This is a genomic window from Pseudoflavonifractor sp. MSJ-37, from assembly GCF_018917965.1.
In the GTDB taxonomy this organism is placed as follows: Bacteria; Bacillota; Clostridia; order Oscillospirales; family Oscillospiraceae; genus Pseudoflavonifractor_A.
Window position 1 is genome coordinate 144198 of sequence record NZ_JAHLPP010000005.1, and the last position, 26923, is coordinate 171120.

At 64.5% G+C, this 26923-nt stretch carries 25 protein-coding genes; 8 read left to right on the top strand and 17 right to left on the bottom strand.

The window, feature by feature from the left end; translation table 11 throughout:
• Positions 1-19: 19 nt before the first annotated feature.
• From KQI12_RS10540 to KQI12_RS10555, 4 genes are read left to right on the top strand one after another with little or no spacing between them, the layout of a single operon-like run.
• A complete protein-coding gene (locus KQI12_RS10540) occupies positions 20-1402 on the top strand; it encodes a pyruvate carboxylase subunit B (protein ID WP_216573183.1) in 1383 nt (460 codons plus the stop codon).
• Between the two features lies 1 nt (position 1403).
• Positions 1404-1748: an OadG family transporter subunit gene (locus KQI12_RS10545; RefSeq protein ID WP_216573185.1), complete on the top strand. Its 345-nt coding sequence runs from the start codon at positions 1404-1406 to the stop codon at positions 1746-1748.
• Between the two features lie 22 nt (positions 1749-1770).
• Positions 1771-2154, top strand: a complete 384-nt coding sequence (locus KQI12_RS10550) for an acetyl-CoA carboxylase biotin carboxyl carrier protein subunit (protein ID WP_216573187.1) — start codon at positions 1771-1773, stop codon at positions 2152-2154.
• A gap of 14 nt (positions 2155-2168) precedes the next feature.
• Positions 2169-3308: a sodium ion-translocating decarboxylase subunit beta gene (locus KQI12_RS10555; protein WP_216573189.1), complete on the top strand. Its 1140-nt coding sequence runs from the start codon at positions 2169-2171 to the stop codon at positions 3306-3308.
• 69 nt (positions 3309-3377) lie between these two features.
• Here KQI12_RS10555 and KQI12_RS10560 read toward each other — a convergent pair whose 3' ends face one another.
• Together KQI12_RS10560 and KQI12_RS10565 are read right to left on the bottom strand one after the other, a co-directional pair.
• The gene (locus tag KQI12_RS10560; RefSeq protein WP_216573191.1) at positions 3378-5069 is read right to left on the bottom strand and encodes a DAK2 domain-containing protein; all 1692 of its coding nucleotides are present in this window, start codon (positions 5067-5069) and stop codon (positions 3378-3380) included.
• A 34-nt stretch (positions 5070-5103) separates the two neighbouring features.
• Positions 5104-5454 carry an Asp23/Gls24 family envelope stress response protein gene (locus tag KQI12_RS10565; RefSeq protein WP_216573193.1) on the bottom strand — a complete coding sequence of 117 codons (351 nt, stop codon included), beginning with the start codon at positions 5452-5454 and terminating at the stop codon, positions 5104-5106.
• A gap of 182 nt (positions 5455-5636) precedes the next feature.
• On the opposite strand from KQI12_RS10565, the gene KQI12_RS10570 reads away from it, so the two are divergent.
• Together KQI12_RS10570 and KQI12_RS10575 are read left to right on the top strand one after the other, a co-directional pair.
• Entirely contained in the window at positions 5637-5822 is a 186-nt protein-coding gene (locus tag KQI12_RS10570; RefSeq protein WP_216573195.1) for a hypothetical protein, read from the top strand.
• An 83-nt stretch (positions 5823-5905) separates the two neighbouring features.
• Positions 5906-6409, top strand: coding sequence for a transcription elongation factor GreA (locus tag KQI12_RS10575; protein ID WP_216573197.1), 504 nt, complete (start codon positions 5906-5908; stop codon positions 6407-6409).
• A 61-nt stretch (positions 6410-6470) separates the two neighbouring features.
• On the opposite strand, the gene KQI12_RS10580 is transcribed toward KQI12_RS10575, so the two are convergent.
• The 15 genes from KQI12_RS10580 to dpsA form a co-directional block, all read right to left on the bottom strand.
• Entirely contained in the window at positions 6471-7202 is a 732-nt protein-coding gene (locus KQI12_RS10580; RefSeq protein ID WP_216573199.1) for an aspartate/glutamate racemase family protein, read from the bottom strand.
• Positions 7199-8410 (bottom strand): ATP-grasp domain-containing protein, encoded by a 1212-nt coding sequence (locus tag KQI12_RS10585; RefSeq protein WP_216573201.1) that lies wholly within the window; start codon positions 8408-8410, stop codon positions 7199-7201. The genes KQI12_RS10580 and KQI12_RS10585 overlap by 4 nt, the downstream gene beginning before the upstream one ends.
• An 83-nt stretch (positions 8411-8493) precedes the next feature.
• Positions 8494-10746 carry a bifunctional (p)ppGpp synthetase/guanosine-3',5'-bis(diphosphate) 3'-pyrophosphohydrolase gene (locus KQI12_RS10590; protein WP_216573203.1) on the bottom strand — a complete coding sequence of 751 codons (2253 nt, stop codon included), beginning with the start codon at positions 10744-10746 and terminating at the stop codon, positions 8494-8496.
• 73 nt (positions 10747-10819) lie between these two features.
• The gene (gene recJ, locus KQI12_RS10595) at positions 10820-12889 is read right to left on the bottom strand and encodes a single-stranded-DNA-specific exonuclease RecJ (RefSeq protein WP_216573205.1); all 2070 of its coding nucleotides are present in this window, start codon (positions 12887-12889) and stop codon (positions 10820-10822) included.
• Positions 12890-13277: 388 nt separating this feature from the next.
• The gene (locus KQI12_RS10600) at positions 13278-14000 is read right to left on the bottom strand and encodes an amino acid ABC transporter ATP-binding protein (protein ID WP_216573207.1); all 723 of its coding nucleotides are present in this window, start codon (positions 13998-14000) and stop codon (positions 13278-13280) included.
• Positions 13987-14682 carry an amino acid ABC transporter permease gene (locus KQI12_RS10605; RefSeq protein WP_216573208.1) on the bottom strand — a complete coding sequence of 232 codons (696 nt, stop codon included), beginning with the start codon at positions 14680-14682 and terminating at the stop codon, positions 13987-13989. The genes KQI12_RS10600 and KQI12_RS10605 overlap by 14 nt, the downstream gene beginning before the upstream one ends.
• Before the next feature lie 112 nt (positions 14683-14794).
• Positions 14795-15652 (bottom strand): transporter substrate-binding domain-containing protein, encoded by an 858-nt coding sequence (locus tag KQI12_RS10610; RefSeq protein WP_305849805.1) that lies wholly within the window; start codon positions 15650-15652, stop codon positions 14795-14797.
• A gap of 252 nt (positions 15653-15904) precedes the next feature.
• Positions 15905-17623, bottom strand: coding sequence for a peptide ABC transporter substrate-binding protein (locus tag KQI12_RS10615; RefSeq protein WP_216573211.1), 1719 nt, complete (start codon positions 17621-17623; stop codon positions 15905-15907).
• Between the two features lie 328 nt (positions 17624-17951).
• A complete protein-coding gene (locus tag KQI12_RS10620) occupies positions 17952-18986 on the bottom strand; it encodes an ABC transporter ATP-binding protein (protein ID WP_216573213.1) in 1035 nt (344 codons plus the stop codon).
• Positions 18979-20034, bottom strand: coding sequence for an ABC transporter ATP-binding protein (locus KQI12_RS10625; protein ID WP_253291008.1), 1056 nt, complete (start codon positions 20032-20034; stop codon positions 18979-18981). Before KQI12_RS10625 ends, KQI12_RS10620 begins: the two co-directional genes overlap by 8 nt.
• A 15-nt stretch (positions 20035-20049) precedes the next feature.
• Positions 20050-21372: an ABC transporter permease gene (locus KQI12_RS10630; protein ID WP_216573215.1), complete on the bottom strand. Its 1323-nt coding sequence runs from the start codon at positions 21370-21372 to the stop codon at positions 20050-20052.
• Positions 21373-21375: 3 nt separating this feature from the next.
• Positions 21376-22332, bottom strand: a complete 957-nt coding sequence (locus KQI12_RS10635; RefSeq protein WP_216573216.1) for an ABC transporter permease — start codon at positions 22330-22332, stop codon at positions 21376-21378.
• 274 nt (positions 22333-22606) lie between these two features.
• Positions 22607-23545, bottom strand: coding sequence for a DUF2156 domain-containing protein (locus KQI12_RS10640; protein WP_216573218.1), 939 nt, complete (start codon positions 23543-23545; stop codon positions 22607-22609).
• Between the two features lie 225 nt (positions 23546-23770).
• Positions 23771-24352 (bottom strand): dipicolinate synthase subunit B, encoded by a 582-nt coding sequence (locus KQI12_RS10645; RefSeq protein ID WP_216573280.1) that lies wholly within the window; start codon positions 24350-24352, stop codon positions 23771-23773.
• Positions 24353-24354: 2 nt separating this feature from the next.
• Positions 24355-25230: a dipicolinate synthase subunit DpsA gene (gene dpsA, locus KQI12_RS10650; RefSeq protein ID WP_216573220.1), complete on the bottom strand. Its 876-nt coding sequence runs from the start codon at positions 25228-25230 to the stop codon at positions 24355-24357.
• Between the two features lie 239 nt (positions 25231-25469).
• Between dpsA and KQI12_RS10655 the strand changes: the two genes are divergently transcribed.
• On the top strand, positions 25470-26261 hold the full coding sequence (locus tag KQI12_RS10655; RefSeq protein WP_216573222.1) for a TIGR04255 family protein: 792 nt from the start codon (positions 25470-25472) through the stop codon (positions 26259-26261).
• A 123-nt stretch (positions 26262-26384) separates the two neighbouring features.
• Positions 26385-26912, top strand: coding sequence for a cysteine hydrolase family protein (locus tag KQI12_RS10660; protein WP_216573224.1), 528 nt, complete (start codon positions 26385-26387; stop codon positions 26910-26912).
• The last annotated feature ends 11 nt before the right edge of the window (positions 26913-26923 follow it).

Genomic DNA, 26923 nt, shown 5'->3' on the forward strand with positions numbered 1-26923 from the left:
TTGAGAGGAGCTGAGGCTCATGAGCCCCTTCGCGATCACTGAGACCGTCCTGCGGGACGCCCAGCAGTCCCTGATGGCCACTCGGATGGCTACCTCCGACTTCAAAGACATCCTGGAGACCATGGACAAAGCCGGCTACCGTTCCGTGGAGTGCTGGGGCGGCGCCACCTTCGACGCCTGCCTGCGCTATCTCCACGAGGACCCCTGGGAGCGCCTGCGCGCCATCCGCGCCCATATGCCCCATACCAAGCTCCAGATGCTCCTGCGGGGCCAGAACCTGCTGGGCTACCACCACTACTCGGACGACACGGTCCGCCGGTTCACGGCGGCCTCGGTGGAGAACGGCGTGGACATCGTCCGCATCTTCGACGCGCTCAACGACCTGCGCAACATCCGCACCGCCGTAGAGGCCTGCCTCTCCGCCGGCGGCGAGGCCCAGGGCACGGTCTGCTACACCCTCAGCCCCATCCACGACCAGGCCATGTATGTGGCGCTGGGCAAAGAGATCCAGGCCATGGGCTGCCAGTCCCTGTGCATCAAGGACATGGCCGGCATCATGAGCCCCAGGGAGTGCTATGATCTGGTCTCCGCCCTGAAGGACGCGGTGGATCTGCCCGTCTATGTCCACACCCACGCCACCACCGGCCTGGCCTATATGACCTATCTGAAGGCCGCCGAGGCCGGGGCGGCGGGCATCGACTGCGCCACCTCCTGCTTCTCCGGCGGCACCAGCCAGCCCTCCACCGCCTCCATGGTCTACGCCCTCGGCCAGATGGGCTTCGACTGCGGCGTGGACCCGGCGGTACTCAAGCAGGTGGACGACTTCTTCGTCCCCGTGCAGAAAAAATTCGCCGAGAACGGCGTGTTCGACCCCTATGTCCTCTCCACCAAGACCGACGCTCTGGTCTATCAGGTCCCCGGCGGGATGCTCTCCAATCTGGTCTCCCAGCTCAAGGCCCAGAACGCCATCGACAAGTTGGATCAGGTCCTGGCCGAGATCCCCAAGGTCCGCAAAGACCTGGGCTATCCCCCGCTGGTCACGCCGCTGAGCCAGATGGTGGGCGTCCAGGCCACCGTCAACGTCCTCCTGGGTGAGCGCTACAAGAGCATCGGCAAGGAGATCCAGGCCTATATCCGGGGCGAGTACGGCACCGCTCCCGGCCCCATCGACCCGAAGCTCCAGCGCCGGGTCCTGGGGGACCAGTCCCCGATCCGGGGCCGCTATGCCGAGGGGCTGGCCCCGGAGTTCCCGGAGGCCCAGGCCAAGCTGGGCGGCGACGCCAGGAGCGATCTGGATGTGCTGAGCTACATCGCCTTCCCCCAGCAGGCGGAGCAGTTCTTCACCGACCGCGCCATGAAGGAGGCCCTGGTGGCCAGCTATACCATCCGGGAGGTGGAGTGAGATGGGCATCACGTCGCTCACCCCGCTGGAGGCGGTCCTGGTGGCCCTGTCCGGGCTGGTCATCGTGTTCCTGATGCTGGGCATCCTCTGTCTCATGATCCCGGTGGTCTCCCGGCTCACCACCGCCGTGGCGGGCCGGAGGACGCCCGCCACCCCGGCCGCGCCCACGCCGGCCCCGGCCCCCGCGCCGGTCCCTGAGAAAGCGGATCCGGGCGCGGCCTATACGGGCCAGGTGGCCCTGATCGGCTGTGACGAAAAGACCGCCGCCATGGTCATGGCCGTGGTCAGCTATGAGACCGGCATCCCTCTGGACTCCCTGATCTTCCATCGGATCCGGGCACTGTAAGACGGCAAGGAGGAAAACGACAATGAGATATATCGTCACCCTGAACGGGAAGCAGTTCGAAGTGGACGTGGAGCGGGGCAAGGCCACCGCCGTCTACACCGGTCCCGCCCCGGAGCCGGCCGCCCAGCCCGCCCCTGCCGCGCCCGCGGCTCCCGCTCCGGCCGCTCCGGCCCCCGCCGCCTCTGCCGGGAATGAGAAGCCGATCCAAAGCCCCATGCCCGGCACGATCCTGGAGGTCCGCTGTGTCCCCGGCCAGGCCGTGAAGTCCGGCGACATCCTCTTCATCCTGGAGGCCATGAAGATGGAGAACGAGATCTGCGCCCCCATGGACGGCACCATCACCGCCGTCCCGGCCGCGAAGGGCGCGGTGGTCGATACCGGCACCCTTCTGGCCACCCTGGCATAAAGGGGGGGAGCGTCATGCAATTCTCGTTCACCCAAGTGCTGGCCCGCATCCTGGGGGAGTCCGGCTTCGCCGCCTTTCTGGAGGACCCCAGGAGCCTGATCATGATCCTGATCTCCTTCGTCCTCCTGTACATGGGCATCGGGAAGAAGTTCGAGCCCCTCCTGCTGGTGCCGATCGCCTTCGGCATCCTGATGGCCAACTTCCCCCTCACCGGCATCCTGGAGGAGGGCGGTCTGTTCCGCTACTTCTATTTCGGCGTGGAGCACGCGATCTACCCCTCCATCATCTTCCTGGGCATCGGCGCCATGACGGACTTCGGCCCGCTGATCGCCCGGCCCTCCTCCATGCTCATGGGCGCGGCGGCCCAGTTCGGCATCTTCTCCGCCTTCCTGCTGGCGCTGGCCCTTGGCTTCGCCCCGGCGGCGGCCGCCGCCATCGCCGTCATCGGCGGCGCGGACGGCCCTACCGCGATCCTCACCGCCTCCAAGCTGGCGCCGGAGCTCCTGCCCCCGATCGCGATCGCGGCCTACTCCTACATGGCCCTGATCCCCATGATCCAGCCGCCGCTGATGCGCCTCCTCACCACGGAGAAGGAGCGCAAGGTCAAGATGGAACAGCTCCGCACCGTCTCCAAGGCGGAGAAGATCGTGTTCCCCATCGCCGTGGCCACGCTGGTGATCCTCCTGATCCCCGACACGGCCCCGCTGATCGGCATGCTCATGCTGGGCAACCTGCTCCGGGAGTGTGGCGTCACCGACCGCCTCAGCGACACCGCTCAGAACGCCCTGTGCAACATCGTCACGATCTTCCTGGGCCTCTCCGTGGGCTGTAAGGCCGTGGCTGACACCTTCCTGACCTGGGACACGATCAAGATCATCGTGCTGGGTCTGCTGGCCTTCCTGCTGTCCACCACCGGCGGGATCCTGCTGGGCAAGCTCATGTGCGTCCTCACCCACGGGAAGGTCAATCCCCTCATCGGCTCCGCCGGCGTATCCGCAGTGCCCATGGCCGCCCGGGTCTCCCAGGTGGAGGGCCAGAAGGCCGACCCCGGCAACTTCCTGCTCATGCACGCCATGGGCCCCAATGTGGCAGGCGTCATCGGCTCCGCCGTGGCCGCCGGCTTCATGATCAAGGTCTTTGGCGGGATCCTGTGACTCTCTTGGATGCGAAAAGCGCCGCGGCGGCCCGAAATACGGGCCGCCGCGGCGCTTTCATCCATCGGATCATTCCGCGGAGATCATGTAGTAGTACACGGGCTGGCCGCCAGGGAGGAGGTTGACCTCCGCCTGAGGGCAGTCCTTCCGGAAGAGCTCCAGCGTCTTTTCCGCGTCGGCCTCGGACACGTCCGCGCCGTAGAAGATGCTGATGAACTCGGCCTTCTGCTGAGGCTCGGCCTTGGCCAGCCGCTCCAGCAGGGCGTCCAGATCCCGGTCGGTACCGAAGAGCTGGTGTTCGGCCAGAGCCAGATAGTCCCCCTGCTTGATGGCGAAGCCGTCGAAGTCGGAGTCCCGGGCCGCATAGGTGATCTCGCTGGTGGACACCCGGCCGATGGCCTCCTCCATGGCGGAGAGGTTGTCGGCCTCCTCCGCGTCGGGATCCATGGCCAGCAGGGCGGAGATGCCCTGGGGCACTGTCTTGGTGGGCAGGACCACCACCTTCTTGCCCTCGGCCAGCGGCACGCACTGCTGGGCGGCCATGATGATGTTGCTGTTGTTGGGCAGGACGAAGACGATCTCGGCGGGAGTCTTGTCGATCTCCCGCATGATGTCATCGGTGGAGGGGTTCATGGTCTGGCCGCCGGAGATGATCCCGTCGGCGCCCAGATCGCGGAACACGGCGGCGAGGCCGGCGCCGGCGCAGACCGTCACCACGCCGTACTTCTTTTCCGGGGCGGCGGGAGCGGCGGGCTGGGCGGCGGCGCCCTTCTCCAGCTCCTCCTCCACGGCCTCCAGATCGTCGGTGCTCTGGACGTGCTTGCCGGCCGCCAGATCCTCGGCCTGGGTGCGCATGTTCTCGATCTTGGCCAGCTCCAGGATGCCGTACTTCTGGCCCTCGTTCAGGGCGTCGCCGGGGGTGTTGGTGTGGACATGGACCTTGAAGGCCTCGTCGTCCTCGCCGATCACCAGGCTGTCTCCGATGCTGTTCAGATAGGCCCGGTAGGGATCCAGGTCCACATCGGGGTCGTTCTTTCGGATGATGAACACCGTGTCGAAGGCAAAGGTGATCTCATCCTCGCTCAGGGCGGCGAAATCGGCCTTCTCCTTGGGCTCGGCCCCGTCGGAGCCGTCCTCGGGCATGGCTACGCCCCGCAGTTCGTCCAGCATGCCCTGGAGGATCACCAGGAAGCCCTTGCCGCCGGCGTCCACCACGCCCGCCTTTTTCAGGACGGGGTTCTGCTCGATCGTGTTTTCCAGCGCCACATGGCCCTCTTTGATGGCGGCCTCCAGCACGGTCTCAGGGGTGGGATCCTCCCGGGCGGCGGCGGCGGCCCGCGCGGCGGCCAGACGGGACACGGTGAGGATGGTGCCCTCGGCGGGCTTCATGACGGCCTTATAGGCGGCGGCCACGCCGAAGTCCAGAGCGATCGCCAGATCCCGGCCGTCGATGGTCTCCTTGTCCTTCACCGCCTTGCCGAAGCCCCGGAAGAGCAGGGACAGGATAACGCCGGAGTTGCCCCGGGCGCCCCGCAGGAGGGCAGAGGCGTTGGCGGAGGCCACCTCGCCCACGGTGCGGAGGGACTTCTTCTTCAGCTCGGCGGCGGCGGTGCCGATGGTGAGGCTCATATTGGTGCCGGTGTCACCGTCCGGCACTGGGAAGACGTTGAGCTCGTTGATGCTCTGCTTCTGGCTGTTGATAGAGGCCGAGGCATGGACGATCATCCGTGTCAGCAGCGCCCCGTCGATGGTATCTCTCATGTTCTGTGTTCCTTTCTGTCGATGGATGGGCTGCTCAGCCGATGACCATGGAGTCGATGAAGACATCCACGTTCTTGACCGCCACGCCGGTGGTCTTGCTGACCACATAGCGGACCTCGCTCATGATGGAGCGGCTCACGGCCATCAGGTTGACGCCGTTGTCCACGATGATGTGGAGCTCGATGGAGACGGTGGAATCGTCGTTATAGATGACCTTCACGCCCTTGGACATGGACTCCTTCCGCAGGAGATGGACCAGGCCGTCGGTGGTGGAGCGGATCGCCATGCCCTTCACGCCGTAGCAGTTGGTGGCGGCCGCGCCGGTGATGTTGGTGAAGACCTCGCTGCTGATGCGGATCTCGCCCTTTTCAGTCTGCAGCTTCATAAAGGACCTTCCTTTCTGTATGGGGATAAGGCGCACCGGGTGCGCTTCGCAGGCATATGATAGTCACTTTATTATATTCTATTTCCGCCCTGACTACAAGGGAAAAACTTTGAGATAGACATTGTAATTTGCCCGGAAAGCGTGTAAACTACACTTATACTAGCTTATAAGGAGGCACGGATATGAAGGTCGCCCGTTTTGTGCTGAAGATCGTCGCGCTGGCCCTCGCCACCGCCGCCAGCGTTTGCTGCGTCATCGCCTATTGGGACAAGATCTCCGCCTTTTTCGCCGGCATCGGAGCCCGGCTGGAGTCCAAGAAGGGCTGCTGCGGCCACTCCGAGTTCGACGACTACGCGGACTGGGAATAACGCGCCCCATCGGCACATACTGAGGCCGCCCGTCATCCGCGGGCGGTCTTTTCATGCTTCGATCTTGAAGGGAGGACCGCGTCATGCACAATGAATTGACGCCCAAGGACATCCAGATGATGAAGGACGAGCTGGACGAGCGCCGGATCCGTCTCCGTCCCAAGCTGTTGGAGGCAGTGAAGGAGGCCCGGGCCTTCGGCGACCTGAGCGAGAACTTCGAGTACAAGGCCGCCAAGCAGGAGAAGAACCGGAACGAGAGCCGGATCCGCTTCCTGGAGAACATGATCCGCACCGCCGTGGTGATCGATGACCGCTCCTCCGCCGATACGGTGGGCCTCTATGACAAGGTGACGGTCTATGTGGAGGAGGACGATGAGACCGAGTCCTATCAGATCGTCACCACCATGCGGCAGGACGCCCTCCACGGCCTCATCAGCCGGGAATCCCCCGTGGGACGGGCGGTCCTGGGCAAAAAGGTGGGCGACCGGATCACCATCCACGTCAACGATGACTACAGCTACGACGTGATCGTCCAGACGATCGAGAAGGCCAAAGACGACGGCTCCGTCCCCCTCAGCTCCTTTTGACCCGCTCCATCCACAGAAAACGGCGGTCCCTCGCTATGAGGGACCGCCGTCTTCTGTGGATTCAGTCCACCCGTTCTTCCCGCATAGGATAGCCGCAGGCGGTGACGCACTGGCGGGCCAGTACGTCCAGGGCGTCCAGATAGTAGCCGCTCAGTCCGTGTTCCGTACGGAACACGGACAGCTCGGTACAGCCCAGGATCGCGCCGTCACAGCCCAGCTCCCGCCGGACCGCCCGGTCGATGGGGAGGAACTCCTCCAGCGTGCCGGGGAGGCCCCGCTTGATCTCGTCGTAGATGATGGACATGACCTGGGCCTGGATCTCCGGGGGCAGGGCGGGGCACTCCATGCCCAGCGCCTCGCACTCCCGCTGGTAGACGCCGGTGCGGACGGTGCCGTCGGTGGCCAGGATGCCCACCCGGCGGCAGCCCCGCCGGGCCATGGCCTCCGCCGTGGCCCGGACCATGTGGAGGAGCTCCATGCCCTCCAGCTCCCGCTGGAGCCGGTCCGCGAAGTAGTGGGAGGTGTTGCAGGGCACCGCCAGCACGGTACAGCCCGCGTCCCGCAGGAGCCGCGCCCCCCGCAGGAGGGACTGACAGCAGGCCTCCCGCTCCTCCTCGGTCCCCAAAATGGAGGCCGTCCGGTCGGGGACCCAGGTGTCGTTGTAGATCAGGGTCGGGATATGGTCCTGATCCCGGTCGGCGGCGGTGTAGTCCACGATCCGCTGGCAGAGCTCCAGCGTCGCCTGGGGGCCCATCCCGCCCAGGATGCCCAGCTTCGGCCGCTCGCTCCTCATCCGTTGGCCTTCTCCATCGAGCTGGCGTAGCGCTGCTTATAGCGCTGCTGGTCCCGGAGGATGCGGAGCTTGTGGATCAAATTCTTGTCCGCCTTGTAGAACAGGGGGTTGACCCACTGGCCCTGGTCCATCAGGGCCTGCATATCGCCGTGGTACTTCTTGGGGATATAGTCGAAGGCCACCTGCTTGGGGATGACCATCCACAGATGGCGGTTTTCGGTGACGGTGAGGGGGCAGGGCTTGTGTTCGATCCGGTCCTCCACCAGATAACGGGCCAGGTTGTAGCCCGCGCCGGTCACATAGTAGTTGCTCCGGCCCTGGCGGGTGTTGATCTCAAAGACCTTGAACTTCCCGTCCCGCTGGTCGAACTTCACGTCGAAGTTGGAGAAGCCGGTGTAGCCGATGGACTCCAGCAGATGGCGGAGCTTGGCGCACAGCTCGGGCTCGGACTCGGTGATGATCACGGCGTGGTTGCCGATGCCGTGGCGGGTGTGCTCCTCCAGGAGCACATGGCCCACGCACATGAGGCGGACCTTCTTGTCCTCGCCGGAGTAGTTGGTGACCACCCGCATATAGCTGTCGTCGCCGGGGATGAAGTCCTGGATGATCAGGGAGTCCTCATAGCCATGCTCGTAGATCTCGTCCAGGGTCTTGTCCACCTCTTCCCGGGTCTGGAGGATATAGGCCTTCTTCTGGGTGTCGAAGGGGTGGTCCCAGTAGGTGGCGGACTCGGCGGGCTTGACCACGAAGGGGCCGGAGAAGGGCAGCTCGAAATCGTGTCCCATCCCCTTCTTGTAGACGAAGGTGGCGGGGTGGTCGATGCCGTACTGGTCGCACAGCTCGTAGAACTTCTCCTTGTGGATCAGCACCTCCATGGTGGCCAGGTCGATATAAGGGGCGATCACGTTCTCCGGGAAGTTGGGCAGGTTGCAGGCGATCGAGGTCAGATAGTTGTCGCCGCAGCCCAGCACGATCACCTTCCGGTCGGGGAACTCCTCCGCTACCTTCTTCACGTTGGCCAGGACCACCTCGGGCTCGTCGTTCTTCTCGCACACCCGATAGTCGATGATGTCACTGCCCATGCAGGGGCCGGACCGGAACATGCCGTAGGCCACGGTCTTGACGCCGTAGGCCTCGTGGAAGGCCCGGGCCATGCTGTATACATTGATGTCCGCCCCCAGGAGCAGGGGCACGAAGCGATTTTCCATGATCGAGTTACCTCCAGATCCATCGCTCTGGATGGATGATATTTGTGGAAAAGACAGGGATAGGCATCTCTTCGAAGCGGCGCTCATCCCGTGGTCCGCTTCACCTGATAGACGCCCTGGAGCTGGCTGAGCTTATTGATGACGCTGGTGAGCTCCGCCTGGTCCCGGACCTCCAGCAGGATGGAGGCCAGCGCGTACCCGTCGGGGGCCGCGTGGACGTTGAGGCCGTTCACCTTCACCTTGGCGGAGGAGAGTGCCATGGCGATGTCCAGCGTCAGGCCGTCCCGATCCTTGGCGGACAGGTCCAGCGCGGTCTGATAGGCGGTCTGCCCGCTGTCCACCCAGGAGACCTTGACCCACCGCCCGGCCTCCTCCGGCCGGCGCTTGGAGGGGGCGCAGTTGGGGCAGTCGGCCCGGTGGACCGACACGCCGAAGCCCCGGGTGATGAAGCCCACCACCGGGTCGCCGGGCACGGGACTACAGCACTTGGCGAACTTCACCAGACAGTTGTCCAGCCCCTCCACCATGATGCCGTTGGAGGAGTGGCGGGGCGTCTTGTCCGGCACGGGGGCCGGCGTCTGCTTCGCGGCCGCGCCCCGGTTGGGCATGATGGTCTCGTTCTGCTGATCCTGGGCCAGCTTTTCGGCGGCGGCCCGCTCGGCCTGGACCCGGTCCAGCCGGGCCAGCTCGTCCTTGATGCGGACCACGGCCTTCTGGGCGGTCATGCCGCCGTAGCCGATGGCGGCGTACAGCTCGTCCAGCGTGCCAAAACGCACCTTTTTCAGCACATGGGGCAGGATCTCCTCCCCTGTGATGGCGGACAGGCTCAGCCCGGAGTGGCGGAGCTCCGATTCGAAGGCGGCGCGGCCGGTGGCGATGTTCTCCTCCCGGCGCTCCTTCTTGAACCACTGGCGGATCTTGTTCCGGGCCTCGTTGGACTTGCAGAGCTTCATCCAGTCCCGGCTGGGTCCCTTGGCGGTCTTGGAGGTGATGACTTCCACGATCTGGCCGTTCTGGAGCTGGGTGTCGAAGGGCACCATGCGGCCGTTGACCTTGGCGCCGGTCATATGGTTGCCCACCGCCGAGTGGATGGAGTAGGCGAAGTCGATCGGCGTCGAGCCGGAGGGCAGATTGATGATGTCGCCGTTGGGGGTGAACACGAACACCTCGTCGGAGAAGAGGTCCACCTTCATGGACCGCAGGAACTCCTCCGCGTCGGTGGTCTGCTGGGCCTCCAGCAGCTTGCGCACCCACTCGAAGGTGCTCTCGCTGCCCAGGTCCTTGTTGGCCATGCCCTGCTTGTACTTCCAGTGGGCGGCGATGCCGTATTCCGCCGTGTGGTGCATCTCCCAGGTGCGGATCTGCACCTCGAAGGGCAGGCCCTCCTGCCCGATGACGGTGGTGTGGAGGGACTGGTACATATTGGGCTTCGGGGTGCCGATGTAGTCCTTGAAGCGGCCCAGCACCGGCTTGAACATATCGTGGATACAGCCCAGCACGTTGTAGCAGGACGGGATGTCGTCCACGATCACCCGGAAGGCGTACAGGTCGAAGATCTCGTCCATGGTCTTGTTCTGGCCGTACATCTTGCGGTAGATGGAGTAGGCGTGCTTGATCCGGCCGTAGACCGTGGCCTTGATGCCCTCCTCGGCCAGCCGTTCCTCGATCTTCTTCTGGATCGTGGCCATGAACTCCTCATGGGCGGCGGCCCGGGCGGCCAGCTCTTTGGAGATCTCCTCATAGCCCACCGGATCCAGGTACTGGAGGGAGGTGTCCTCCAGCTCCCACTTGACCCTCTGCATACCGAGGCGGTGGGCGATGGGGGCATAGATCTCCATGGTCTCCAGCGCCTTCTCCCGCTGTTTCTTGGGCGACTGGTACTGCATGGTGCGCATATTGTGGAGCCGGTCGCAGATCTTGATCAGGATCACCCGGATGTCCTTGGCCATGGCCATGAGCATCTTGCGCAGGTTCTCCATCTGCTCCTCTTCCTTGGAGACATACTTCACCTTGGTCAGCTTGGTGACGCCGTCCACCAGGTCGGCCACGCTCTTGCCGAAGCGCTTGGACACCTCGTCATAGGTGGCGCTGGTGTCCTCCACGGTGTCGTGGAGGAGAGCGGCGATGATGGAGTCCTCGTCCAGCTCCAGGTCCGCCGCGATCTCCGCCACTGCCAGAGGATGGGTGATGAAGGGCGAGCCGTCCTTCCGGAGCTGCCCGTTGTGGGCGTTGTCCGCGTAGAAGAAGGCATCGTCCAGCCGCTTGGCATCCAGGCCGGGATCGTATTCTTTTATCTTGTCCTTCAGCGCCTCATAGCGCTCCCAGATCGGGTCCATCCCATCCACCTCGTTTTCGTGTGGACGGCCCTTGGGCCGCCTCTCTCTGTCTGTGTCTCCGCAGGCCGTCCGGTCACTGCTCCATGAGCCGCCGGAGCCGGCGCACGATCGCGGACTGCTCCAGATCCACCTTGCCCTCCACCGGGCGGAAGGCGATGTGGAAGCAGTCCCGCTTCTGCTCCAGGGAGATGAGCCCCCGCTCGTCGAACACCTCCAGACACACCATGGTCCGGGGCAAGGGGGCGTGGCGGCCCGTGTCCCGGGACAAGTTCCGGGACATCCTGCGGCCGTTCTCCTCCAGGTCGTTCCCGCCGGAGCGGCCCTTCAGGTAGCGCCACAGGGCCACGAACTCCTCCCGGCTGGGCAGGAGGAAGGCCGCCTCCTGCGGGGTCAGCTCCTCCCCCCGGGAGAAGCGCTCATAGAGCTCCTGCTCGCTCTGGGCCCTGGTACGGGCGGGCTTCAGGTCGGTGATCTGGAGCTGGACGGAGCGCCAGCCCTTGAACTCGTTGATCTGGGGGCAGAAGGCCACGTCCACCCGGTCTCCGGCACGGACGCCCGCGGCGGCGGCAGTGGCGGCAAAGAAGATCGCGTCGAACACCTTGTTCCCCGCGTTGAGGCGGAGCTTCAGATGCCGGCCGCCCCCCACCTCTGCCAGAGAACCGATGGTACAGCCCGCCATGGAGAACACCGGCTTCTCGTTGCCGGAGCCATAGGGCTCCAGCAGATCCAGCGCCCCCACCTGCTCCTGGGTGAGCACGGCGGGATCTGGGACCTCAGCGTCGATGTCCAGCACCGACACCATCTCCGCTCCTCCGGTCTGGCGGCGGACCAGCTCGTTCATCCGCTGGCGGAAGGCGTCGATGCATCCCTCCGAGATGGTGAAGCCGGCGGCCAGCTCATGGCCGCCGAAGCCCTCCAGCAGATCAGCGCACTGTTCCAGCGCCGCGAAGAGGTTGAAGCCCCCGAAGGACCGGCAGGAGCCCTTCCCGCGGCCGTCCTGGAGGCAGATCATGAAGGCAGGGCAGGAGTACCGCTCCGCCAGACGGGAGGCCACGATGCCCACCACGCCCTGATGCCAGCCCTCTCCGGCCAGGACCAGGGCGCTCCGCTCCCCGGCGGGGACCGCGTCGGCCAGCGCGGTACACTGGGCGAAGATGTCGGCCTCGATGGCCTGCCGCTCCCGGTTGAGGCTGCACAGCTCCTTGGCCAGCTCCGAAGCCCGGAGCGGATCTTCGGTCAGCAGGAGCTCCGCCGCCACCTTGGCCTTCCCCATCCGGCCGGAGGCGTTGATCCGGGGGGCCAGAGTGTAGCCGATGGACATGGAGGTCACGGGCTTCTCCGCTAGACCGGCCTCCCGCAGGAGGGCGGCCAGGCCGGGCCGCCGGGTCCGCCGCAGGACGGACAGGCCCATGGTCACGATGGCCCGGTTCTCCCCGGTCAGGAGCATCACATCGGCCACAGTGCCGATGGCGGCCAGGTCCGCGTAGCTCTTCAGGACGGCGGGCCGCCCCTCCGGGACGGTCAGGGCCAGAGCCAGCTTCAGAGCCACGCCCACGCCGGCCAGAGACTTGAAGGGATAGGGGCAGTCGGGCCGCCGGGGGTCCACCACCGCCGCGGCCTGGGGGATGGACTCCTTGCACTCATGGTGGTCGGTGATCACCAGGTCCACACCGATCTCCGCCGCGTGCCGGGCCTCCTCTACGGCGGTGATGCCGCAGTCCACCGTCACGATCAGGGAGACGCCCTGGCCCTTCAGCAGGTCGATGGCGGCACAGCTCAGGCCGTAGCCCTCCTCCATCCGGTCTGGGATATAGGAGAGCACCGTCCCGCCCCGGTCCCGCAGGAAGCTGGTGAGGAGACAGGTCGAGGTGATGCCGTCCACATCATAGTCTCCGTAGACGGCGATGGTCTCTCCGGCCTCCAGGGCCTGCCGGATCCGGGCCGCCGCCCGGTCCATGTCCGCCATGGCCATGGGGTCCTGGAGCAGATCCGGGCCGCTGGAGAGGAACGCCTTGGCCTCCTGGGGCGTGGAGATCCCTCTCGCCGCCAGCACCAGGGCCGGCAGAGCGGGGATGCCCCCGGCCTCCAGCGCGGCCACAGCCTCCGACCGGTCCGCCGGACGCCGCCACTGCTGATATTTCATCCTGTCCTCCCCCCTTTTCCGCAAGAAAATCACCTTTGATTATACCAGATCTGGACACATAATACAAGCCCATGCCCGCCGGACGCCGTCTGTTCGATCGTTCTCCGGTCTAAGACAGATCTTTGCGTTCGTTTCAAGTTTCGGGGGCATGATAGCACCGGCGAGGAGCGGACGACATCCGTCTCCGCCATCCAGCGAACGTGATCCATCGGATCGATATCAAAAGGAGGTGCTCCCATCATGGAACGTACCGCGCCGGTCGCTTCCACGCCCCTCTCTACCGCCTGTGCCGCTCAGGCCTCCGGAGACACTCGGTACCTCCCACGCAGACGTGAAACGCCCGCCCCGCTGTGGAAACAGCGGGGCGGGCGTCGGTCTGGGTCTGCGCTTACAGGACCTTGGAGAGGAACTCGATCGTGCGGGGCTCCTTGGGATGGGCGAAGAACTCGTGGGGCTCGTTCTGCTCCAGGATATTGCCGCCGTCCATGAACAGGACCCGGGAGCCCACCTCCCGGGCGAAGCCCATCTCGTGGGTGACCACCACCATGGTCATGCCCTCGTCGGCCAGCTCCTTCATCACGTCCAGCACCTCGCCCACCATCTCGGGGTCCAGCGCGGAGGTGGGCTCGTCGAAGAGCATGACCTTGGGCCGCATGGCCAGGGCGCGGACGATGGCGATGCGCTGCTTCTGACCGCCGGAGAGCTGGGCGGGATAGGCCTCCGCCCGGTCCTTCAGGCCCACCCGGTCCAGGAGCTTGAGGGCGGTCTCGTCGGCCTCCTCCTGGCTCATGAGCTTGGTCTGCACCGGAGCCAGAGTGATGTTCTTGCGGATGTTCAGATTGTTGAACAGATTGAAGTGCTGGAACACCATGCCCATCTGGCGGCGCACGGCGTTGATGTCGGTCTTGGGATCGTTGACCACGGTGCCCTCGAAGATGACCTTTCCGGAGGTGGGGACCTCCAGCAGGTTCAGGCACCGGAGGAAGGTGGACTTGCCGGAGCCGGAGGGCCCGATGATGACCACCTTCTCCCCGGGATAGATGTGCTCATCGATGTCCTTCAGGACCTGGTTGCCTCCGAAGGATTTGGAGAGATGTTCAACGGCGATCACTGCTCTGGAGCCTCCTTTCCATGTGCGCGAAGAGGATCGCGAGGACCTTGGTGATGCAGAAATACATCACCGCGATGATGAACAGGGGCCCCGCGGCGTCATAGGTCTTGCTCTGGATGGAAGAGTAGACCTTGGTCAGGTCCACCATGGCGATGTAGCCCACCACGGCGGTCTCCTTCACCAGCACGATGAATTCGCTGGTATAGGTGGGCAGGCAGTTCTTCAGCGCCTGGGGGAAGATGATGTGCCACATGGTCTGGGCCTGGTTCAGGCCCAAGCTCCGGCCGGCCTCGGTCTGGCCCTTGTCCACGGCGTTGATGCCAGAGCGGTAGATCTCCGCCATATAGGCCGAGGAGTTCAGACCGAAGGCCAGGATCGCCACGATCATCTTGTTGTCCGTCACATGGAGCAGGATCACGTTGTACATGATCAGGAGCTGGACCACCATGGGGATGCCCCGGATGATGTCGATGTAGACCGCCGCGGGGACGTGCAGGATCTTCCGCTTGGACAGCTTCATCAGGCAGAGCACCATGCCGAACACAGTGCTGATGATGATGGCGCCCAGAGTGATGCTGATCGTGACGCCCAGGCCGTCCAGATAGAACTTCCAGCGGTCCTCGTACAGGAACGCCTTGAAGAGCTTGTCCCCGAACGACGCGAACCAGTTCAGGATATCCATGGGGATACCGCCTCCTTTTCTTCTCCAGTCGATGTAGTGATAAGCGCAGGAGAGCCTGCGCCGTTCTGATACGGCGCAGGCTTTCCCTTATAGATGTGATGATGCGGGATGTTTACTGCTTGGCCACGATGATGGACTGGACCGCCTCATAGTAGCCGTCCGTGAAGTTGGCGTTCTCCTCGCGCTCCTCGGTGCGGGTCATGCCGGCGGCGATGAAGTCGATGCGGCCGGACTGCAGGGCGGGGATCAGGGCGTCGAAGTCCATGTTCTCGATGGTGACCTCATAGCCCAGCTCGGCGCACAGATACTTCACGAAGTCCACGTCGAAGCCGGTGGGCTCGCCGTTCTCGTCCAGATACTCGAAGGGCTCGAACTCGCAGTTGGTGCCCATGGTCAGGGTGCCCTTGGGATCGGTGACGGCGGGCAGCTCGGGCAGCTCCACGTCCTCTTCCTTGGAGATGTACTTGGACACCAGCGCGTCGAAGGTGCCGTTCTCCTTCAGGGTCGCCATGGCGGAGTCGAACTCCTTGGCCAGAGCGGCGCCGGCGTCGTTCTTCTGGGTGGCGATGGCGTAGGTCTCGCTCTCCTCGCTGGCGGGGAAGTCCAGCAGCTCCAGCTTGTCCGGGTTGGCGGCCACCAGAGCCTTGGCGGGATTGGTGTCGATGATGATGCAGTCCACGCGGCCGTTCATCAGCTCCATGCCGCACTGGGTGGCGGCCTTGAAGGCGCTGACCTCGGCGCCGGAGATGGTGTCGGCCACGTCGTTGCCGGTGGTACCCTCCTGGACGGCGATCTTCTTGCCCTCCAGGTCGGCTACGGAGGTCCAGGCGCCGGCGGCGGTGGTCTCCGCAGGGGCGGAGGCGGCGGGCGCGGAGGCGGCGGGGGTGGAAGAGCTGCTGCTGGAGCCGCAGCCGGCCAGCAGGCTCACAGAGAGCGCGGCGGCCATGCCAAGAGCGATGAACTTCTTCATGATAGATCTCCTCATTCCATTGCAAGATGTCCGGGACTGACGTGCTTTCCTCTCACGTCCCCGGCCCAAGTGTGTATCCTGACTATACGCCATTATCCATGAAAATGCAAGCATGATTTGCATATTTATGGATCTGCACCACCGTCCGGCTCAAAACCGCCCGCCTTTGTGCATGTTTCCTTCTGACAGACAAATGAAAAAACGGCGGAGCCGAAGCTCCGCCGTTTCCGCGTCGGGACGGTGGTCCCGCATTTAGCCCTTGGTCACGTTGGTGAACAGGAAGAAGCCCAGAGGGGTGTAGTACATCCCGCTGAGGCCCTCGGCCATCATGTAGGGCTGGGTGTAGTAGTACAGGGGCGCGATGGCGCTGTCCTGGCTCAGGAGCAGATCCTCGCACTTATGCATCAGCTCCATGCGGTCCTCGGCATCGGAGTCGTTCAGGACCTTCGTCATCATGGCGTCATACTCACTGTTGGAGTACTGGGCATTGTTGTTGCCGTTGCCGGTCATGAACATATCCATGAAGGACACGGGATCGTTGTAGTCGCAGATCCAGCCGTCCCGGGCCATGTCATAGTTGCCGTCGGTACGGGTGCTCAGGAACACGTTCCAGTCCTGGTTGTTCAGGGTCACATCCACGTTCAGGACATCCTTCCACATGGACTGGAGGGCCTCCGCGATAGCGCTGTGCTTGTCATCGGTATTGTAGAGGTAGATCACCGCGGGGAAGCCGGCGCCGTCGGGATAGCCGGCCTCAGCCAGGAGCTGGCGGGCCTTCTCGCAGTTGGCCTCATACTGGTCGGGATCCACGCTCCAGTAGTCACCGCCGGTGGTGCGGAAATCGTCGCCGTCGGCGCCCGCCGCGTCATACACGCCGTCGGGCACCCAGCCGCTGGCGGGCACTTCGCCCAGCTGAGTCACCTGCTCGGTGATGTAGTTGCGGTCGATGGCCAGGTTGAAGGCCTCGCGGACCTTCTCGTTGTCGAAGGGCGCCTTGGCGTTGTTGAAGTCCACATAGTAGGTGCCCAGGTACTCGCCGGCGATCAGGGTGCCGTTGGCCAGAAGGGCGGCCATCTCGTCCACCGGCGCGTTGTTGATGAAGTCCAGCTCGCCGTTGTTGAAGGCGGTCAGCATGGCGCGGGTGTCGTCCATCAGCTTGAAGGTCAGCTTGCTGAGGGTCACGGAGCCGGCGTCATAGTACTGGTCGTTGGGGACCATCACGATCTCGGCGTTGTGGGTCCAGGACTCCAGCTTCATGGGGCCGTTGCAGAGGTAAGAGGCGGGGTCCTGCGCCCAGTTGCTGTTGGCGCTGACCACGTCCTCCCGGAGGGGCATGGTGCAGGGGAACGCGCAGATCTCCTTGAAGTAGGGGCAGTTGTAGGTCAGGTCCACCACAAAGGTATGCTCATCGGGGGCGGAGACGCCCAGCTCAGACGCGTCCTTATTGCCCTCGCGCACGTCCACGGCGTTGACCACCATGTCGATGATGTAGTTGTAGGGCGCGGCCAGGTCGGGAGAGACCAGGCGCTGCCAGGCGTACACGAAGTCGTTGGCGGTGACGCTCTCACCGTCGGACCACTTGGCGTCGTCCCGCAGGGTGAAGGTCCAGGTGTAGGTGCCGTCGGCGTTCTCGGTGATCTCGGGCTCCTCCTTGGCCATGCCCAGGCCCAGGACGGCGGTGGGACCGCCCTCGCCGTCGCCGGCGCCGTCGGAGCTGTCCACCCACTTGTACAGGTTCTCGAACAGGTGGTGGGCCATGATGCCGCCGTCCACGGTGCGGTTCAGCGCGGGGTCCATGGTCTCGGGCTCGCTGGCCACGCTGACGCTCAGGGCCAGGCCCTCTGCAGAAACGCTGCCGCTGGCCGCGGGAGCGGGGTCCTTGGAGCCGGTGTTCCCGCCGCAGCCGGCCAGCAGGCCGGCGGTCATGGCGGCAGTCATGCCCAGCGCCAGAAGTCTCGTCGTCTGTTTCATTTACGAAAGCCTCCTAGGTAAATCTTGTCATTTTTCCTGTGGAGCAGGAAAAAGAACGGCGGCCGCCGTTCACGCTTGCCGGACTATCATACCATTTTGACGGATACTTGTAAAGTGAATATTACGATCCTGTTAAGTGCAGTCCGTAGAAAAAAGCGCAGAAATCACCGATTTCTGCGCTTTTATCCTTTTATGCGATGATAAGTAGAAGCAGTCTGTCTTTTGGACCCGTTCTGGTCCACATCCGTGCACAGCGTCCATGTCTATTTCACGGGGACGTCCTACATCCAAAAGAACGGGGCATCGAGGCCGCCGTCCGTTCCCACCATCACTTGTTCAGCAGATGGCACGCCGCCCAATGGCCCGGCTCCACCTCTCGGAACGCGGGGGCCTCCCGGCCGCAGAGCTCAGTGGCATAGGGACAGCGGGTATGGAACCGGCACCCGTGGGGGGGATCCATGGGGGAGGGGATGTCGCCCTCCAGCACGATCCGCTGACGGCGGCGGCTCACCTCCGGGTCGGGGACCGGCACGGCGGAGAGCAGTGTCTTGGTATAGGGATGCAGAGGGTGCCGGTTCAGCTCATAGCTCTCGGCCAGCTCCACCAGCGAGCCCAGATACATGACGCCGATCCGGTCGGAGATATGCCGCACCACGGACAGGTCGTGGGCGATGAAGAGATAGGTCAGGCCCAGCTCCTCCTGCATATCCTCCAGCATGTTCACCACCTGGGACTGGATGGACACGTCCAGAGCGGAGATCGGCTCGTCGCAGACGATGAACTCCGGCTTCACGGCCAGAGCGCGGGCGATGCCCACCCGCTGCTGCTGTCCGCCGGAGAACTCGTGGGGATAGCGGTTGGCGTGCTCGGTGTTCAGGCCCACCATGGCCAGCAGTTCCCGGATGCGGTCGGCCCGCTCGGCCTTGGAGCCGTACAGCTTATGGATGTCCAGCGCCTCGCCGATGATCTCGCCCACGGTCATGCGGGGATCCAGAGAGGCGGAGGGATCCTGGAAGATGATCTGCATCTTCCGGCGGTAGGGGAGCATATCCACGCTCTTGGGCTTGGGGACCCGGCGCTTGGTCATATGGCCGTCCCCGTCCCTCTGCCAGGGGTCCTCGCCCTCGAAGATGGTGGTCCCGTCATAGACGATCTTGCCGGAGGTGGGCTCGTGGAGCCGCAGGATGGTGCGTCCCAAGGTGGTCTTGCCGCAGCCGGACTCGCCCACCAAGCCCAGGGTCTCTCCCTTGCGGATGAAGAGAGAGACGCCCTCCACCGCCTGCACGCCGGGGCCCTTGACGCCCTTGACGGGGAAATATTTCTTCAGGTCCTTGACCTCCAGAAGGATCTTGTCCTCAGCCATGGATGCCGTCCTCCTCTCGCTTCTGTCCGATCTGGTCCTCCACCCGGAGCCAGCAGGCAGCCCGGTGGCCGTCGCCCAGCTCCACATAGGGCGGCATCCTCTTCAGGCAGATCTTCATGCACTTCTCGCACCGGGGGGCGAAGGGACAGCCCTCCGGGGGATCCAGCATATCCACCGGCGTGCCCTCGATGGGGATGAGCCGCTCGTAGCTCTCGGCATCCACACGGGGCATGGAGCGCAGGAGGCCCATGGTGTAGGGGTGGCCGGGGCGGTAGAAGATATCGTCCACAGGGCCCTGCTCCACGATCCGCCCCGCGTACATGACCGACACCTTGTCGCAGATCTCGGCCACCACGCCCAGATTGTGGGTGATGAAGATGATGCCCATGCGGGTCTTTTTCTGCAGATCCTTCATGAGCTCCAGGATCTGGGCCTGGATGGTCACGTCCAGAGCGGTGGTGGGCTCATCGGCGATCAGCAGCTTGGGATGGCAGATGAGGCCCATGGCGATCATCACCCGCTGGCGCATACCGCCGGAGAACTCATGGGGATACTGCTTCATGCGCTTGCGCACGTTGTTGATGCCCACCAGCTCCAGCATCTCCATGGCCCGCTTGGCGGCGGCCTCCCGGGAGATGGACTTGTCGTGGGCCTTCAGGGCCTCGATGAGCTGGTCGCCCACGGTGTACACCGGGTTGAGGCAGGTCATGGGGTTCTGGAAGATCATGGCCACCTCACTGCCTCGGAACTGGGTCATCTCCTCCTCGGAGAAGGCGAGCACGTCCCGGCCCTCGAAGGTGATGGAGCCGCCCACCACCTTTCCGGGGGACTGGAGCAGGCCCATGATGGAGTAGGCCTCCTGGCTCTTGCCGGAGCCGGACTCGCCCACGATGCCCATGACCTCGCCGTGGTCCAGGTCGTAGCTGATGCCGCCCACGGCCTTGACCTCGCCGGCGGGCGTGAAGAAGGAGACCCGCAGGTCCTTCACCTCCAGCAGCTTGCCCCCGGGCGCGCTCTGGACGGTCTTTCCTGTCATATTCCGATCCATTTCGTTCCTCCTCCCTTACTTCTTCAGGCGGGGATCCAGCGCGTCGCGCAGGCCGTCGCCGAACAGGTTGAAGGCCAGGATCATCACGCTGATGATGGCCGCCGGGATGACCAGGCGGTAGGTATAGCTGGTGAAGCCGCTCAGAGCGTCGCGGCACATGGAGCCCAGGCTGGTCAGCGGGGCGGAGACGCCCACGCCCAGATAGGACATGAAGGACTCCAGGAAGATCGCGGAGGGGATCTGGAGGCAGGTGGTCACCACGATCTGGCCGATGCAGTTGGGCAGCAGATGCCGGCGGATGATCCGCCCGCCGGAGGCGCCCAGGGCCCGGGCGGCGGTGACATACTCCTGCTGCTTGAGCTGGAGGATCTGGCCGCGGATGATGCGGCTCATGCTCACCCAGTACAGCAGACCGAAGGAGATGAACATGGCGATCAGATTGGGGCCCAGGGTCCGCATGGACTCAGCCAGGCCGTTGCCCTGATGGTCGGTGATGAACTGGGTGATGTGGGGTTGGAGACTGGTGGAGATCAGCAGGATGACCAGCACCTCAGGCACGGAGTAGATCACGTCCACGATGCGCTGCATCACCGCGTCCACCTTGCCGCCGCAGTAGCCGGAGATGGAGCCGTACAGAGCGCCGATCACCAGCACGATGAAGGCGGCGGCCAGGCCGATGATCATGGACACCCGGGTGCCGTACATGGTGCGGACCATGATGTCGCGGCCCAGCTTGTCGGTGCCGAACATATGGGGGAACACCTTCTCCCCGTCGGCCATCCGCTGGAGCTCCTTGTTGGAGTAGCCGAAGGCGTGCTTGTGGATGCCCAGGGCGGCGTAGACCTCCGCCTCGCTCATGCCGGCGTACTCGCCGCCGCTCTTGGCCTTGGCCCGGATGAGGGCCTCCTCCTTGCGGGTGAGGGTCTCGCCTTTGGCCTCGGCCTCCGCCCGGGCGTTGGCCACGGCGGTCTCCGGGTCGGCGGCGCTGGCGGCCTCCTGATACTGGGCCTGCTCCTCCAGCGTGTAGTGGTAGGGGAAGAGGTTCTCCGCGCCGATGTTCCGCTCGTCATAGCCGTAGGGCACCAGCATGGGGCCCACGAAGGCGAAGAGCACCAGCAGGACGATCACGCCCAGGGCCACCATGGCCACCCCGTTCTTCCGCAGGCGCCGCCAGGCGTCGGACCAGTAGGAGACGCTCCTGCGGGCCTGGATGAAGTTCTCCTTCTCCTCCGGCTCCGCGGGGGCGAAGTCGTCCGGCGTCAGGCGGTCCCAGTCCAGCATGGCGTCCACGTCCGGCTGGAGAGAGCCGATGACCGGCTTTTTCTGCTTGTCCGCCATAGGTCACTCTCCTTTCGTGATGTCGATCCGGGGATCCACCAGCTTATAGACCACGTCCACCACCAGGTTCATGATCACCACGAAGGCGGCCAGGAAGATGGTCACGCCCATGATGATGAAGTAGTCCCGGTTGGTGATGGACTGGACCAGGTAGCGGCCCAGTCCAGGGATGGAGAACACGCTCTCCACCACGAAGCCGCCGCACAGGGTGAAGGCCACCAGAGGCCCCAGATAGGTGATGACGGGGATGAGGGCGTTGCGCAGGGCATGCTTGAAGATGATCTTGCCGCTCTTGAGGCCCTTGGCCCGGGCGGTCTTGATGTACTCCTGACCGATCGCGTCCAGCATGGAGGACCGGGTCAGCCGTGCGGTATAGCACATGGGATAGAGGCCCAGGGCAAAGCAGGGCATGAAGTAGGCCTTGAGGCCCAGTCCGGCGTCGAAGATCGCGGTGAGCTGGGCGCTCTTCAGCAGCTGGGGCGCGATGGGCGAACAGAAGAGGATCAGCAGGAACGATGCCACCACGAAGCTGGGCATGGAGATGCCCAAGGTACAGACCACCCGCAGGAGGCTGTCGATCCATTTCCCCCGGTGATAGGCCGCCAGACAGCCCAGCAGGATGCCCACCGCCACGGCCCAGACCAGCGCCATAGCGCCGATCTTGGCGGAGACAGGGAACATCTCCTTGATGATGTCCGTGACGGCGCGGCCCTTCTGCATCTTCAGAGACTCGCCCAGATCACCGTGGAGGGCTTTGTTCAGATAATTCACCATCTGCACCGGCAGAGGCTGGTCCAGGCCGTATTTCGCGTTCAGTGTGGCCTCCTGCTGAGGCGTCAGGGCTCTTTCCGAGGCAAACGGACTGCCGGGCACCGACATCATCAGCAGGAAGGTGACACAGGATACGACCAGGACCGTCACGATCGCCATGACGATCCGCTTCAGGATATACTTTGCCATTCCTTCACTTCCTTACAATACAATGTACTTTTCTCCGAGCGCCCGCGGCGAAAACGACCGCAGACAGGACACGGAGGGACAGACCATTCGCTTCCGTGGGTCTGCCCCTCCGTTCTCATCGCTTCGTTTTTCGTTCTTTTTTAGTGATCGCGGCCGCTTCTTGCCGAACGCTATTATGCGGTCTGTCTATTTTAACGTAGATCATGTCCACAGTCAAGAGACATTTGTTAGACGCAAGACCAGATATTCCCAGCCACTTCATTGCTTTTTTGTGTCACTTCGTTAAAGTTTCACCGGCTTCCGGCAGGACTGCGCTATATTTCTCCACCATCAGGTCCGGATAGTAAGACTCCTTGGCCTTCCGCAGGCCAGGGACACCCATGTCGTCCTCCCGGTTCAGCCAGCGGACCTCCGGGTGCTTCTCCCGGACATAGCGTGCGAACTCCTGGTTGATGATCGGGTAGGCCCCCCGCATATCGCCATAGGCCTTCTCGAAATGGACGTCATAGCAGTCCTTCCCCAGCGGGTCGCCCATGGTGAAGGCCACGACCTTCCCCTCGACCCGGATGAGGCCGCCCTCCATGCCCAGCTCCTCGAAGTGGTCCACCGCGTCCCGGATGGCGCCGTTCTCATAGCTCAGGTCCTGAGCCTCCTCGTCGCCCTCCCGCTCCCGGCTCTGGAGATACCAGTCCCGGTCCATAGCCAGGCACTCGTCCAGGTTGTCCCGGCACAGGGGCTCGAAGCGCCAGTCCTCCCAGGTCTTGGTGAAGTAGCTGATGTGGTTGCGCTTGTTGTGGAGCTTCTTGCCGGGCAAATCGGCCAGCCGGTCGATATCGTAGAGGTAGTCATAGCTGTCCCGCTCCGCGGTGATGACGAAGCGGCCGGGATAGCGCCGCTCCAGCTCCGCGGCCTGATCCGCGTCCATGCCGGTCAGTCGGAAGCGCTCCCCCCGCTCTGCCGCATCCAGGCTCAGGTCCCGGAGGAGGACCGTCCGGTCCGTGCCGCCGGTGGGGTACAGATAGGCGTGGCCCAGCGGTCCCCGGAGGCGGACCACCAGGAAGCCGTCGGCCTCCCCCACCTCGTGCTGATAGGCCTTCCGCCACAGATAGAGGCTGGAGAAGCCGTACTCACAGCCCCGATGGTCCTCGCCCCGCGTCAGGGCGGCATCCATCCAGGGCTTGTCCCGCAAGCCGATCGTGTGAAATTCGATCATAATATCAAGATCCCTTTCTTTGATCTCGGCGGTGGGCCCGGACAGGCCCTGTCCCGCGTTTTCTTCTATTTTACGAGCGAAAACGGTGCTTTTTCTCCCGTATCGCTGGAATGCAGATGCCAAAATATCCTACCACAGAGCCGGGAGATACGCAAGAGGGAAAACACGGTGCCGGGCGTGTCCGCAGAACGGCCGCGGGCGGGCACGATGGCCCGCCCTTCAGTGTCAGTGTCTCACGCTCAGCACCGGCTGGAGCTGTTCTCCCCGGAGGGCCGCCTCGATCGTCTCGGGGACCCGGCTCAGGTCGGCCACCAGGGAGGTGGGCTTCCCCACCGGGTCATCCTGGCCGAAGGGCACGAAATAGATGTGCTTCTTGTCCAGCAGGGCCCCGATGTTCTTGGCCGCGCCCGCCAGGCCGTCGTTGGTGGAGACCGCCAGCACCACCGGGCGGCCATTGCGCAGGTGGGACTTGGCCGCCATGGTCACGGACGAGTCCGCGATCCCCGCCGCCAGCTTGGCCAGGGTGTTCCCCGTGCAGGGGCAGATCACCAGCACGTCCAGCAGCTTCTTGGGGCCGATCGGCTCGGCGCCCGCCACCGTGTCGACCGCAGGCCGGCCGCAGATCGACTCGATCTTGGCCCGGAACCCGGCGGCGGCGCCGAAGCGGGAGTCGGTGGAGGCGCTCCGCTCCGACAGGATCGGCGTCACCTCCCGGTACCGCCCTGCCACCTGCTCCAGTGCCTCCAGTGCCCGGGCGAAGGTGCAGAAGGACCCGGTGAGGGCGAAGCCCACGCGCTTGTCTTCCATGCTCATACCCCCAATTCCTCCAGCATATGGCATACGGTGTCCTTGATGGCCCGCCCCGCCGTCACCGGGGCTACCTTCCCCGGCAGGGACAGGGCCCAGATGACCCGGACCCCCAGCCGGCGGGCCGCCTCCAGATCCACCCCGCCGGGACGCGAGGCCAGGTCGATCACCAGACAGTCTTCTTTCAGATCCCCCAGCGCCTCCTCGTCCAGCACCCGGGCCGGCACCGTATTGATCACCAGGTCATAGCCGCACAGCCAGCCATGGAGCTCCCCGCTGTGTTCCACGCCGAAGCCCCTGGCCTGGATCCAGGCCAGGTCAGACCAGCGGCGGGCGGCCACGCTCACCCGGGCCCCCAGGGCCGCCAGCCGGGGCGCGAGGGCCTTCCCCAGCCGTCCGTAGCCGATCACCAGCACACGGCTCCCATGGAGGGTGATCGGCATCTCCTCCATGGCCAGCTGGATGGCCCCCTCCGCCGTGGGCACCGCGTTGGCCACCGCCAGCTCCTCCCGGGCCAGATAGTCCCGTAGGACCAGTCCCCGGGCTTCCGCCAGCGCGGCAGCCGCCGGATCCACCCGGCCGGCGCACACCACCTGTCCCGGCCGCAGGCAGTCCAGCACGGCCCCCAGCGGGAAGCGCTCCCCGGAGAGGGGCGCGTTGAGCTCCGTCCCCTCCCCCAGCACCGGCAGGGGCAGGACCACGCAGTCCGCCCGCTCGATGCCGTCCAGCTCTTCGCTGGGCACGGCGCCTCCGCCGGGCTCTCCCGCCCGCTCCAGGGCGAAGGTATGCACATGGTGGCCCTCCTCGGCCAGCTGCCGGGCCAGGGCCGCCTGGCGCTGATCGCCGCCCACCACCCATATGTTCCATTCATGTCTCATGACAGGGCTCCTCCCTTTCCCGCTGACTGTGCCCCATCCTATTCCGCCCGTCGGCCGTACGTGAGCCGAAAAAAGATGCGTCCGGCACTTGTGGCAGGGGCTTTTGGGTATTATAATGGAACAGTATCCAGTTTTCCCTTGCGGCTTTGGTCCATGAGCATTATAATGTAGAAGAATATATCCAGTACAGGCGGGCCTCTGTGCGCCGCCCGAAGAAAATACAGGAGGAACACGATCCCATGTTGTTTGCCAAATTCGAGCGCTGTGTCTACCAGAAGAGCCCGCTGATCGAGGTCATCTGCCAGCTCCGCTTCCCCACCATCCTCTCCATCGGCACCGAGGAGCCCGCCGCCTTCCAGGAGGCGATCCGCCATGAGTTCCCCCAGTTCGTGGCCCGGCAGGAGCGCCCCGCTCCCAAGATCACCGGTCTGGGCACCCCCGACGCCAAGGTGGAGCAGCAGCCTCCCATCACCAACTATAACTTCATCACCCAGGACGGCTTCTGGAAGCTGAACCTGACCCAGAACTTCCTGGCCCTGTCCACCCTGCGCTACACCCGCTGGGAGGACTTCGCCCAGAAGCTGGACAAGGCCGTGGCCGCCTTCCTGGAGATCTACAAGCCCGACTTCTTCGAGCGGGTCGGCCTGCGCTATGTGAACGCCGTGTCCAAGGAGCGTTTGGGCCTGACCGAGCTCCTGTGGGACGATCTGATCCAGTCCCCCTATCTCGGCGTGCTGGGCGAGCCCGACGTGGACGAGAAGGCCGTCACCAAGTGTACGGTGGACGTGGAGACCCATCTGGCGGAGAACTGCCGCCTGAAGCTCCACGCCGGCCCCGGCCTGATCAACGGCGGCAAGCAGGACCCCAAGCCCCGCTTCATCCTGGATCAGGATCTGTCCACCTCCGGCCAGATCAAGCCCGACCAGCTGACCCACTCTCTGGAACTGCTCCACAACTACGCCGGCGGCCTGTTCCACGGCGCCATCACCGACGAGCTCCATGAGGCCATGGGCCCTGTGGCCGTGAAGTGAGCCATCCCCCGGCCTGATGTCTTCCGCCCGCCCGCCGTGCCCGGCGCGGCGGGCGGACCAGTATCCATGACTCTCCCGCGGCCTCCGGCATCCCCGGAGGGACCGCCGAAAGTGTGATATGAGATGAAAAAATTACTGATCGTAGTGGACTATCAGAAGGATTTCGTGGACGGCGCTCTGGGCTTCCCCGGCGCGGAGCGGCTGGACTCTCTGATCGCCCAGCGGATCGCGGACTACCGCGCCGCCGGAGATGACGTGGCGTTCACCTATGACACCCACGGCTCCGATTATGCCCACACCCAGGAGGGCCGGAAGCTCCCGCCCGCCCACTGCCTCTTCGGCACCCCCGGCTGGGAGCTGTACGGCGAGACCGGCGCGGCCCATCTCCCCGGCGACCCGGTGTTCCGCAAGCCCACCTTCCCCTCCCTGGAGCTGGCCGAGTGGCTCAAGGGCCGCAGCTATGCCCAGGTGGAGCTGTGCGGGCTGGTGTCCCATATCTGCGTCCTCACCAACGCGGTGATGGTGAAGGCCGCCCTCCCCGAGACCGAGATCCTGGTTGACGCCCGGCTCACCGCCTCCTATGACCCAGCCCTCCATGAGAAGGCCCTGGACGTGCTGGAGGGCATCCAGATCACCGTCACCCACCGATGAGAGGAAAGAGG

Bases quoted from the DNA above. Each gene is read 5' to 3' on its own strand.
- KQI12_RS10570 (WP_216573195.1), top strand. From the start codon at position 5,637: ATGAAGGTCGCCCGTTTTGTGCTGAAGATCGTCGCGCTGGCCCTCGCC.
- KQI12_RS10635 (WP_216573216.1), bottom strand. From the start codon at position 22,332: ATGGCAAAGTATATCCTGAAGCGGATCGTCATGGCGATCGTGACGGTC.
- recJ (WP_216573205.1), bottom strand. From the start codon at position 12,889: ATGAAATATCAGCAGTGGCGGCGTCCGGCGGACCGGTCGGAGGCTGTG.
- KQI12_RS10585 (WP_216573201.1), bottom strand. From the start codon at position 8,410: ATGGAAAATCGCTTCGTGCCCCTGCTCCTGGGGGCGGACATCAATGTA.
- KQI12_RS10645 (WP_216573280.1), bottom strand. From the start codon at position 24,352: ATGGAAGACAAGCGCGTGGGCTTCGCCCTCACCGGGTCCTTCTGCACC.
- KQI12_RS10550 (WP_216573187.1), top strand. From the start codon at position 1,771: ATGAGATATATCGTCACCCTGAACGGGAAGCAGTTCGAAGTGGACGTG.
- KQI12_RS10610 (WP_305849805.1), bottom strand. From the start codon at position 15,652: ATGAAGAAGTTCATCGCTCTTGGCATGGCCGCCGCGCTCTCTGTGAGC.
- KQI12_RS10630 (WP_216573215.1), bottom strand. From the start codon at position 21,372: ATGGCGGACAAGCAGAAAAAGCCGGTCATCGGCTCTCTCCAGCCGGAC.
- dpsA (WP_216573220.1), bottom strand. From the start codon at position 25,230: ATGAGACATGAATGGAACATATGGGTGGTGGGCGGCGATCAGCGCCAG.
- KQI12_RS10560 (WP_216573191.1), bottom strand. From the start codon at position 5,069: ATGAGAGATACCATCGACGGGGCGCTGCTGACACGGATGATCGTCCAT.
- KQI12_RS10565 (WP_216573193.1), bottom strand. From the start codon at position 5,454: ATGAAGCTGCAGACTGAAAAGGGCGAGATCCGCATCAGCAGCGAGGTC.
- KQI12_RS10545 (WP_216573185.1), top strand. From the start codon at position 1,404: ATGGGCATCACGTCGCTCACCCCGCTGGAGGCGGTCCTGGTGGCCCTG.
- KQI12_RS10580 (WP_216573199.1), bottom strand. From the start codon at position 7,202: ATGAGGAGCGAGCGGCCGAAGCTGGGCATCCTGGGCGGGATGGGCCCC.
- KQI12_RS10540 (WP_216573183.1), top strand. From the start codon at position 20: ATGAGCCCCTTCGCGATCACTGAGACCGTCCTGCGGGACGCCCAGCAG.
- KQI12_RS10660 (WP_216573224.1), top strand. From the start codon at position 26,385: ATGAAAAAATTACTGATCGTAGTGGACTATCAGAAGGATTTCGTGGAC.
- KQI12_RS10625 (WP_253291008.1), bottom strand. From the start codon at position 20,034: ATGGATCGGAATATGACAGGAAAGACCGTCCAGAGCGCGCCCGGGGGC.
- KQI12_RS10590 (WP_216573203.1), bottom strand. From the start codon at position 10,746: ATGGACCCGATCTGGGAGCGCTATGAGGCGCTGAAGGACAAGATAAAA.
- KQI12_RS10615 (WP_216573211.1), bottom strand. From the start codon at position 17,623: ATGAAACAGACGACGAGACTTCTGGCGCTGGGCATGACTGCCGCCATG.
- KQI12_RS10655 (WP_216573222.1), top strand. From the start codon at position 25,470: ATGTTGTTTGCCAAATTCGAGCGCTGTGTCTACCAGAAGAGCCCGCTG.
- KQI12_RS10640 (WP_216573218.1), bottom strand. From the start codon at position 23,545: ATGATCGAATTTCACACGATCGGCTTGCGGGACAAGCCCTGGATGGAT.
- KQI12_RS10555 (WP_216573189.1), top strand. From the start codon at position 2,169: ATGCAATTCTCGTTCACCCAAGTGCTGGCCCGCATCCTGGGGGAGTCC.
- KQI12_RS10620 (WP_216573213.1), bottom strand. From the start codon at position 18,986: ATGGCTGAGGACAAGATCCTTCTGGAGGTCAAGGACCTGAAGAAATAT.
- KQI12_RS10575 (WP_216573197.1), top strand. From the start codon at position 5,906: ATGCACAATGAATTGACGCCCAAGGACATCCAGATGATGAAGGACGAG.
- KQI12_RS10605 (WP_216573208.1), bottom strand. From the start codon at position 14,682: ATGGATATCCTGAACTGGTTCGCGTCGTTCGGGGACAAGCTCTTCAAG.